Genomic DNA, 10,406 nt, shown 5'->3' on the forward strand with positions numbered 1-10,406 from the left:
AACGCGTCGACCGCCGCCGATGGCAACGGTTTCGGTGGATGGTCAAAACCCTTGCGGAACTGAACTACACCCTTCCTGAAACGCTCTTTTCAAAGGAAGACCGGCTGAAATTGTTGATGGACTACAAAGGCGTGAATCGACTTTCGCTCTGGAGCCGGTTTCAACTTTGCTGGATCATGAAAAAAATCGAGCGCATCCGTCGTCACACCCTAAAAAATCGGATCCGGCGCGAAAAGGCCGGTCATCAGGAGGGAAAGTCGGCCAAGGACGGCACGGCTCTATGATCGCCCCGGCAATCGGGATGTTGAATTTTTACAGAATTCAACTTTCGACTTTCATGATGTTGACCGGCACCGGCCTATGAAAGTCGAAAGTTGAGTACAGAATCTTCAATGCGGCAGCACTCGATGAAGGGCTTCTTGTTATCGCTCATACCGATGGCGGATATCTTGAAGATAGGCGGCCAGGTACCTTCTGCGGAACTTTTTCTTGTCCCGGATGTACCCCATCCTTGCCGCTTTTGTGTAAAAAGAGCGAAACGCTTTGTATTTATGAGATTTATAGAGCGCCCGAAGTGCTTCTTCTACATCGGAACAGATAAATGATCGTAAATCCGATGCGCTCAACTGCGTCATCAGAACTGGAGAATCGGCGATGATGCTCGAGAAGAGCATACCCTGATCGATGATTTGCCGGTAGTCGTTTCTCGCCCGCTTTTCGCCGCAAACATTGCGGACGGTTCCGATTTCCTCCCCGCAATACCTGAAGGGGTGTCGATGCAGAAGCCGTATCAGCAGTTCGATATCCTCCTTATTGCGCAGCCGTGGATTGTACATCCCCGTGTGTAAGAACACATCCCTGTCGATCAGGAATCCGTTATTGTGGCACCAACTCTTGTTCTCAAGGTATTGTGAAAGGCGTAATTCATCTCCCCGATTTTTTTCACGCAGCAGCGGATGATGCGTCGATCTCGCGGGTTTCAAAAGCCCAAAGGACGCCGTAATTTCCCCGGGTCTCTCGTTCAACAGGGACACTCTTGACGCAACGGCATTGGGTTCCAGCATATCATCGGAGTCGAGGAAACAGATGCAGTCGCTGCGGCTTGCTTCCACACCGATGTTTCTGCAGGCGGATGGTCCGCGATTGATCTTTTGAACAACGATCCGGATCCGTTGAGCATAGATCTCCCGAAGCCGTTCCGCCGTATTGTCGCTGGAGGCATCGTCAACAATGATACAATGCGTTCGGGTATACGTTTGCGCCAATACGGAGTCAACAGCCGAGCAGATAAACGGCCATCGGTTGAAGGTCGGGATGATTACCGTCACACTTTTCATTTACGACTCCTGCAGTTGTTCAATGATGCTTTTCACCGCGGCCCAGACACGGTCGACCGTTATCACGTTCATGCAGTAGTCGGAGCCGTGGGGGCAGTCTGGACGCGAGTGGCCGCAGGGTCGGCAAGGGAAGACCGCTGCAATGGCGATGTCATGGCGTCGTCTTGGGCGCCAGGCTTCCCATTGGGTGGGACCGAAAAGGGATACGCTGGGCGTGTTGACGGCAGTTGCGATGTGGATGGGAGAGGAATCGTTGCCGATAAGAATGCCGGCCTGTCGAATCAATGCCGGCAGATCCGCCAACGGAAGACGTCCTGCCGTGTTGACACACGGGGCGGTCATGAGATTTTCAATCCTGCGGCATGTTTTCGCATCTTTCGAACCTCCGGAAAGCACAACCTGAAGGTTCAGGCTTTGGAACAGACGATCCCCGATTTCGGCAAATCGTTCCTCCGGCCAACGCTTATACCAACGTCTGGCGCCAGGATGAATTACGGCGTAGGGCGCATCCAGCCGCATCCCGGCTTGCTTGAGCCGCTGCATGACAATGCCGATGCGATCTGCGGAGACCGGCAGTCTGGGGTGTGGGGATGCATGATGAAATCCCAGAAGTTCTCCCATAGACAGATGGTGATCGACGGTATGGACCTGTCCGAAATAGTACGGGACCGTGTGGGTATAGACCAGATTTTTCGGAAAAATCGCACCGTCATATCCCAGACGGTAACGGGCGCCGCTCAATATCGTGATAAGTGCCGAACGATCGTTTCGGGTCAGATCGATGACCAACTGAAACCGGTTTTGGATCAATCGCCGCAAAAAGCGAAAGAGATATCCAAGCGATCTGTTGGTCCGCCCATAATCGAAGACATGAACCTGATACAGGCTCGGATGATCCACAACGATATCTTCAACGCTTTTATTGACCAGCAAATGAATTCTGGCGTGGGGAATGTGAGCTTTTATGGCGTCGATGAGGGGCGTGACGAGAACGGTATCACCGATATACCGCATCTTGATGAGGAGGATATCCCGTATCTTTCGTTTTTGGCGAGGCGATATCGGATCCGTTTTTTGAAAAAGATGGGCCATATATTAGCAATATATACCACACGATTCGTCATCAGGATGCAACAAACGAAAAAAAGATTCCCGGTTTCCGAATTCTTTTTTGAGCCGCCTTTCCGGTTTTCGTCTGTTGAGGTATTGCATGCCCTGATTTGAAAAGCTCACTGTTTTGGTGGGGTTTGTTAACCGGCTTGCGGGCAATCGTCAAGGAAAATATCGAACTGCTCTGCAAAACCGGTCCGCAAAAGATTGATTAATCGAGTGAATGGGTTATAATAATTTGTTTGGTAAGGTTTGGTTTTGGTCTCTCGTTCAGTTTTCGAAAAGGACATCCATGCGTTTTCTCCTATACAACATCGCTTACGGCACAGGCGTTGGGACGCGACTTCATTTTCCGTTTCCATTCGCCGGACACCTCAAGAACACCGGAAAAAACCTCGAGCAGATTTCAGATTTCATCCGGTCGGTCGATCCGGATATCGTCGGTTTGGTCGAGGTGGACAGCGGTTCGTTTCGGTCGGGCAACGGCAATCAGGCCGAAAGGCTTGCTTACGGACTCAACTATCATCATGTCTTCGAATCCAAGTATTTTGAACAATCAATGGCACAGAAGGTGCCGGTCCTCAACAAGCAGGGCAACGCCGTCCTTTTGAATCAGGCCTTTCGCTACCGCCGATGTCATTACTTCAGCGTCGGCGTCAAGCGCCTGGTGATCGAGGTGGGGCTTGAGGATGTCGTGGTTTTCCTGGTGCACCTCTCTTTGAAATTCCGTCACCGGCAGTATCAGCTGGCGGAGCTGTATGCCATGGTGCGGGCCGTGGACCAGCCGGTGATCGTGGCGGGCGATTTCAATGCCTTCTGGGGTGATAGGGAACTTCAGCTTTTCCTGGCTGCAACGAACCTGAAGACCGCCAACGGTCTGGCGGAACCGTCCTATCCCAGCCGCGCTCCCCGAAAGCAATTGGATTTCATTTTCCACAGCCCTGAAATTCATACCACGGGATTCGAGATTCCCGCAGTACGTCTTTCCGATCATGCGCCCCTTATCTGGGATTTCGAAGTGGCGGGCATCGACAGCTGCCGTCCCGCGGCGCTACAAGCCGTGGGAGGGATCCGATGAAAGAGAACGTGTTCAACCGTAACCTCCTCAAATTCATTAAACATTCACCGACTCCTTTTCATGCCGTGGCCCAAATGGTCGAAATGCTGGATGGATATGGATATGTCCGTCTGCGGGAAGGAGACGCTTGGAAGCTCGAGAAGATGGGGCGTTACTACGTTACACGCAATGATTCGGCGCTGATTGCCTTTACGGCGGGGGGTCTGGACTGGCCCCGGAGCGGGATTCGCATGGTCGGCGCCCACACCGACAGTCCCTGCCTCAAGGTCAAACCCCGACCCGAGATGCTCCGGCATTCTTTTCTGCAACTGGGGGTTGAGGTTTATGGCGGGGCCCTGCTCAATCCCTGGTTCGATCGGGATCTCTCCCTGGCAGGTCGGGTAACGGTTCTCACCGCCGCCGGAACCATCAAAAACGTCTTGTGCGATTTTGGAGATCCGGTGGCTGTCATCCCCAGTCTGGCCATCCACTTGGATCGGGAAGCGAACAAGGACAAGAGTGTCAATCCCCAGGAGGAACTGCCGCCGCTCCTGTTGCAGATGGACGAGGACGCCCGGAGCGATCTCTTCTTCCGGGACATTCTGCTTGACCGCCTCAAGAGAGCCGATCCGACCCTCGATGCCGTCGAGGTTCTTGATTTCGAGATCAGTCTTTATGATACGCACCCCCCGGCTTTGGCAGGTTTAAACCGCGATTTTATCGTCGGCGCACGGTTGGACAACCTCCTCAGCTGTTACACCGGCCTCGCGGCACTTCTGGCGTCTTCCGGGAAGCAGCCGGCTCTTCTGGTGTGCAACGACCATGAAGAGGTGGGGAGCGCATCGACGACGGGGGCGCAGGGAACCTTCCTGGAGGCGTTGCTGACACGAATTCTGCCCGCACCGGAAGACCGCCTTCGGGCGCTGGACCGTTCCATGATGGTTTCGGCAGACGCTGCCCACGGCATTCATCCCAATTATACCGGAAAATACGACGGCAACCACGGCCCATTGCTTAACCGCGGGCCTGTCGTCAAGATCAACGCCGGAAAGCGATATGCCACCGACAGTGAAACAGCGGCGGTGTTCCGCTGCGTAGCACATCGTTTGGAGATCCCGGTCCAGGATTTTGTGATGCGCAGCGACCTGGCCTGCGGCAGTACGATCGGGCCGCTTACGGCTACCCGGATCGGTGTGAGAACCGTGGATGCAGGCGTCCCGATTTTTGCCATGCACTCCATTCGGGAGACCGCCGGAGCCCATGACGGCTACCACCTTTTCCGTGTGATTCATGCATTTTTTCAGACGGAGGATCTCTCGGCTCCGGCATAGACCGCCGGGTTTCATGCCCTCGCGATCCAAAGGTCGAAACGGACCGCCGTTGCGCCGTCGCCATGACGTCCCTATATTTTTTCGAGAGACACCGATTGGTTATCGGAATGCGGCTGATGGAACCGAGGAGGAGCCATGTCTGTCAATCAACTTATTCATGAGAAAAGCCCTTATTTGCTTCAGCACGCCCATAATCCGGTGGACTGGTATCCCTGGTCCGAGGCGGCGTTCCAAAAAGCCCGGGATGAGGACAAACCGATTTTTCTCTCCATCGGATACGCTACATGTCACTGGTGCCATGTCATGGAAAGGGAATCGTTCGAGGACGAAGCGGCAGCCGCGCTGCTGAACGAGACCTTTGTCTGCATCAAGGTGGACCGGGAGGAGCGACCGGATATTGACGCCGTGTACATGGCCGCCTGTCAGATGCTGTCGGGAAAGGGCGGGTGGCCCCTGACCATTCTGATGACTTCGGAAAAACGGCCGTTTTTCGCGGGCACTTATATTCCCAGGGAATCCCGCCTTGGACATGCGGGGCTGACGGCACTCTGCCGGCATGTCCGGAAGATGTGGCTTTCGGATCGGAGCCGGATTCTGGATTCGGCCGGCATGGTGACCGGCCGCCTGGGACAGGCCTTCGTTTTTACGGCCGATGAGCCTGTAGCCCTGCCGGCATTGAACCACGCCGCCCTTCAGATGGAAAAAAGCTTTGACGAGCAAAACGGCGGGTTCAACCCGCCCCCGAAATTTCCCACGCCCCATCGGCTCCTTTTCCTGATGCGCCACCACTACCTGACGGGAAACCGGAAATCCCTCGATATGGTCGCAAAAACCCTTGCGGCCATGCGTCGGGGCGGGGTGTGGGATCACGTGGGGTTCGGATTCCACCGGTATTCCACCGATGCCCGATGGATTGTCCCTCATTTCGAAAAAATGCTTTATGATCAGGCGTTTCTGGCCATAGCCTACCTCGAGGCCGCTCAACTGACCGGTGATGCCGCGTTCTCTCGAACGGCGGAGGAGGTTTTTACCTACGTGCTGCGGGATATGACGGCAGACGGTGGCGGATTTTATGCTGCGGAAGACGCTGACAGCGAAGGCGAGGAGGGACGTTTCTATGTCTGGACGACGGCCGAACTCGCGTCGATCCTGGGACCGGATGCGGCCGATATTTGGGGGAAGGTTCTGTCGTTTTCGGCGGACGGCAATTTTGCGGAGGAAGCCACCGGCCGTCGTTCCGGTGCCAACATCCCTCACCTGACCCGATCCATGGCATCCTGGGCGGAGATTCTCGAGGTGGACGAAGCTGCGATGACCGCAAGGTGGGAGGACATCCGGCTCAAAATGTTCGCCCATCGGGAGAAGCGAATCCATCCCCTGAAAGATGACAAGATTCTGGCTGACTGGAACGGGCTCATGATCGCCGCCCTGGCCACAGGGGCCAGGATTTTGGGAAAGCCTGAATATGCAAAGGCCGCAGAAAAGGCCGTTCGGTTCATCGAGGCGTACATGACGACCCCGGAAGGGCGGCTTCTGCATCGCTATCGTAACGGAGAGGCGGGCATCGCCGCCCAGGCCGACGATTACGCCTTTTTAATCTGGGGTCTTCTGGCGCTGTATCGCACCACCTTTGATCCCGGCCACCTGGAGTGGGGCCTCCGACTTCAGAAGCAGATGCTCGACGATTTCTGGGATGCCCACAACGGGGGCTTTTTCCTGACCGCCGAGACCGAAAAGGATCTCCCTGTTCGCCCCAGGGAACTCTATGACGGGGCAGTGCCGTCGGCCAATTCCGTGTCGCTGACAAACCTGACGCTCCTGTTCAGGCTTACCGGAAACGTGCGTTGGGCGGAATGTGCGGATCTGCTGTCCCGAGCCTTCGCGGGCTCCGTCAAGGCCAATCCGTCCGCCTTTACCCATTATCTTCTGGGTATGGCCATGCTCATCCGACCCGGCCGCGACGTCGTGGTGGTGGGAGGCGATGATGCAAGCACCAGGGAAATGTTGGCGGTGTTGGACGATGCTTATTCCCCCCACGAGACGGTGCTTTACAAGAGTCGGGAAAATGCCGTTCGTTTGAAGGGGGTGGCCGAATTTACCAAACCGCTCGATATGGTGGACGGTCGGGCGACGGCGTATGTCTGCAGCGATGGCGCCTGCAATTGGCCGATAACGGATCCCCGTCTTCTCAAAAAGGGAGCGCGGCGGGGTGCGTCTGATGTATAGGAGGCGGCCGGCCGCCTGGGATATGTCGATGAGCGCGGATAACATTGCATCCGGCGATGGTCAGTTACAACTTCAACTTTCGACTTTCATGCTGGTGACCGGAAAGAGGTGCCGGGCCGTATCCTCCCGGCACCGGCCTGTATGAAAGTCGAAAGTTGAGTTACAACAGGGGAGGAGAGGAGAAAGGTAGATGGATGAACCCGAGGTCAAGGCCCTGACCCCCGATCAGCTGAAGGACTTGATGGCCAAATGGGATGAAGAGAATTATCTGTTGGTTGATGTGCGGCAGCCCTTTGAATATGCCGAGGGGCATATTCCCGGCGCGAGCCTTTTCCCCCTCATGGATCTGCATGCTCGCGTGTTCGACCTGCCGAACGATCGGGAATTGGTGTTCTATTGTCACAGCGGAGGTCGATCGGCCTTTGCCGCCGACCTCGCGGCCGAAGCGGAGGTGACGAGGGGGGGCGTCTACCATCTCGATGGCGGCCTCATGGCATGGGACGGTCGAATGCTTCCGGATTACCCCCGGGTACAGGTCTTCGACAGGGAGAGAAGCTCCGCGGAACTTCTGATGATCGCCATGAACCTCGAGAAGGGTGCTTTTCGATTCTACGCCTATGCTGTGGAAAAATTCGGGGATGCGCCTTTTATCGACACCATGAAAGACCTGTCAGCGGCGGAAAAGGGACATGCCCGAACGATCTATCGCTTCTGGGAGCGTGTCGCCGCGTCCAAATCGTCCTTTGAGGCGCTTTTCGAGAGCCTCGGGGGCGAAATTCTGGAAGGCGGCAGAGACTTGAAAACCGCGATTGATCAAGTGGACAGACTGGAACATGGACGTCGCGATTCTTGTATGGCCTTGATGGAGTTCGCTATGACCATCGAGTATTCGGCCTATGACCTCTACCGGACCATGGCCCTGAAAAGCGAGGATTCAGCGGCCCGGGATGCCTTCTGGCGAATTGCCCAGGCGGAAAAGGGGCATATGCGCATGCTCGGCGAGGCCGTCTCCCTTTGCGCCGAAACCTGATGGCCTCGGGGCGTCTTGATGGTGAGGCCGCGGATGCCTTCAGCCATCAATTCCGCCGGGCTTCTGAAACCGGGTCCATTTCCCGACGTTCTCTGGAGAAGCCGGCACGCTGGGCTTCATAGAGGGAGGGGATGGCGATTCCCGGGCGGTTGAGGCCCTCCACGCTGAGCCACTCGTTTTTGCGATCCAGGATGCTTCCGCCGATGGTGATCGGATTGCCGCCCGACCTTCGGATGCCGATAAAGAAGGCTTGAGGGAGATGTTCGTGCATGGTTCGGGGCGTACCCGACGAGGTGCCTTGATAGGCGTAGGTGCAGACGAATTCGCCGTCGGTGTTTTGCCCATAACAGCGCATTTGTCGGGGGGCCTCGATGTTCCAGAAAACGTTCCGGACTCCTGCATGCGGCAGAACGCTCATATCCCCGCCCGGGCAGACATAAAACCCTCGCAGGCAATCGAACAGGTTCTCGAAGGGAAATATGCCGTGGAAATCGATGACGGCATCCGTGGCCGTTTCGTCGTCCCGACCGTCGTAATGGATTTCGCAGTCGGTTACGACATTGCCCGAGGCCATCATGGTAAGGGTTACCGGGTGGACCATCCGGGCGAAGAAATCCGCACCGGAGACCAGGACGTCGTTGCTTCGACCGATGGTGATACCCGCGTGGGCGTCGAGCCCATCGAAGCGAACGTCCTGGACGCTCAGGTTCGTCGAATGGCTGATGATAATACCCTGGGTCAGGTCCTTGAAGGTGACGTTTCGAACCCATCCGTCCAGAGCGTAGCTCATCCAGAGGCCGTTCCAGAGATAGTCCTGCTCCCGTGCCGTGCGGATGACGGCGCCGTCCGTTCCCACATGGGGTTTGTGGTGTCGATAGTTCCCCGGCCACCGGCTTTCGATCCTGAGATTTTCGATGCCGACGCCTGAAACGCCCCTGAAAGCGTATATCCGAGGCTGGTAGCGCAGCCACTGATCGAATCGGGCCGGGTTGGTCAGGCGGACGGTGTGTGCGTCCACGATCTGTGCAATCCGGACAATCCAGGTGAGACGGCGGGCGGTTTTGCCGAAGGTGTCGGTCTGATCGGCGGTGAGGCGGAAAGGGTGGGTCAGCTGGACGGGAAGGTCCGCTTTTTTCGGATGGGGGTTCCGGGTGTCGATAAGGGGATCCTCGAATTCGACGACGACGCTCTGACCCACCGAGAGGCGACTCGTATCCGAAACAGCCACCTGGCGCTCACCCCGCCGCAGATCGCTGATGTAGCGGGCGAGAAATTCCCGGTTTTCAGGTCCGATTACCGCCACGGCCGCTCCGCTGCGCGGCTCTTTAAGCGCGGGAACGCTTCCCAGGCGGCGGACCGTTCCAGCAGGGCCGGGCGAGCCGAGAAACAGGACGGTTCCGTCAGTTCCGTCGCCCTGACCGCGGAGGACCACCTGGTCGCGGGTGATGCGGAGGTAAGGGGCGTTTCCGGTTTGGCGAATGTCGAATCGCCCTCGAGGCAGAAAAACAACCCCGCCGCCGGCCGCGCCGGCCGTATCGATGGCGGCCTGAATCGCCGCCGTATCGTCCCGATCGTCTCCGGGAACGGCGCCGAAGCGTTGTTCGGTTACGTCAAACACGGGTCCCGAAACATGTGGAATAGGCCGGTCACCCATGGCATATCCGGCGCGGGAAAAATCGGGCAGACCGGATCCGGACGCGCCGATGCGCTGATAGGCCGTCCAGTCGGCGGGTATCCAGGCGTGACCCGCGGCCTTGTCCATGACCGGTTTGCCGGAAGTCGAATCTTCCGGAGCGGGATCCGACCCTGAAAGGGATCCGGCCATGACAACGATCAGAAAGACGATGATTGCACAGGGCTTTTGAACGGTGAGGCGGGGCGATGTCATATCTTTTGCTCCGAATTTTCGAAAGACGAGCGGTTGTTTTCCGGTACTTGAGTTTAAAAAGAGCATATTCAGGACCTGCTGTCAACTTCGGAGCACACCGCCGTCGATGCGCGCGTCATTTTGTCGGTAGTGATAAAAAAATCCGGATTTTCGGCAATTTTCCGTTTGACGCGTGCACGGCAACCTTTTATAGTCCCCTGACCAATGGATCCGTGCTCCGCAGATCGGACGATTCGTCAGGAACAATGTGGGGAAGGCCCGGTTAATCGATAACCCTCTCAAACGGCCATGCTATTCAATTCTCTTCAGTTTGCCGTCTTCTTTATCGTCGTTGTCGGCCTCTATTTCGCGATCCCCCATCGCTTCCGCTGGATGATGCTGTTGGCGGCGAGTTACTATTTTTATATGTGCTGGAAGGTCGAATACG

General features: G+C 56.4%; 8 protein-coding genes. 5 read left to right on the forward strand and 3 right to left on the reverse strand.

Annotated elements, in window-relative coordinates:
- Positions 1 to 284: hypothetical protein (locus AB7S84_RS14060; protein WP_428155166.1), on the forward strand; the 284-nt coding region annotated here is incomplete at its 5' end.
- Positions 285 to 422: 138 nt separating this feature from the next.
- Here the strand turns inward: AB7S84_RS14060 and AB7S84_RS14065 are convergent.
- Together AB7S84_RS14065 and rfaQ are read right to left on the reverse strand one after the other, a co-directional pair.
- Positions 423 to 1,337, reverse strand: a complete 915-nt coding sequence (locus tag AB7S84_RS14065; protein ID WP_428155168.1) for a glycosyltransferase family 2 protein — start codon at positions 1,335 to 1,337, stop codon at positions 423 to 425.
- Positions 1,338 to 2,429: a putative lipopolysaccharide heptosyltransferase III gene (gene rfaQ, locus AB7S84_RS14070; RefSeq protein ID WP_020876508.1), complete on the reverse strand. Its 1,092-nt coding sequence runs from the start codon at positions 2,427 to 2,429 to the stop codon at positions 1,338 to 1,340.
- Positions 2,430 to 2,739: 310 nt separating this feature from the next.
- Here rfaQ and AB7S84_RS14075 point away from each other — a divergent pair, with 310 nt between their 5' ends.
- From AB7S84_RS14075 to AB7S84_RS14090, 4 genes are all read left to right on the forward strand, one after another.
- Positions 2,740 to 3,525, forward strand: coding sequence for an endonuclease/exonuclease/phosphatase family protein (locus AB7S84_RS14075; RefSeq protein ID WP_020876507.1), 786 nt, complete (start codon positions 2,740 to 2,742; stop codon positions 3,523 to 3,525).
- Positions 3,522 to 4,835: a M18 family aminopeptidase gene (locus AB7S84_RS14080; RefSeq protein WP_020876506.1), complete on the forward strand. Its 1,314-nt coding sequence runs from the start codon at positions 3,522 to 3,524 to the stop codon at positions 4,833 to 4,835. The genes AB7S84_RS14075 and AB7S84_RS14080 overlap by 4 nt, the downstream gene beginning before the upstream one ends.
- Before the next feature lie 135 nt (positions 4,836 to 4,970).
- A complete protein-coding gene (locus tag AB7S84_RS14085) occupies positions 4,971 to 7,061 on the forward strand; it encodes a thioredoxin domain-containing protein (RefSeq protein WP_020876505.1) in 2,091 nt (696 codons plus the stop codon).
- A 190-nt stretch (positions 7,062 to 7,251) separates the two neighbouring features.
- Entirely contained in the window at positions 7,252 to 8,091 is an 840-nt protein-coding gene (locus AB7S84_RS14090) for a rhodanese-like domain-containing protein (RefSeq protein WP_020876504.1), read from the forward strand.
- Positions 8,092 to 8,137: 46 nt separating this feature from the next.
- On the opposite strand, the gene AB7S84_RS14095 is transcribed toward AB7S84_RS14090, so the two are convergent.
- Positions 8,138 to 9,979, reverse strand: a complete 1,842-nt coding sequence (locus AB7S84_RS14095; RefSeq protein WP_020876503.1) for a glycosyl hydrolase family 28-related protein — start codon at positions 9,977 to 9,979, stop codon at positions 8,138 to 8,140.
- Between the last annotated feature and the right edge of the window lie 427 nt (positions 9,980 to 10,406).

It is taken from the genome of Desulfococcus sp. (assembly GCF_050178255.1).
In the GTDB taxonomy this organism is placed as follows: Bacteria; Desulfobacterota; Desulfobacteria; order Desulfobacterales; family Desulfococcaceae; genus Desulfococcus; species Desulfococcus multivorans.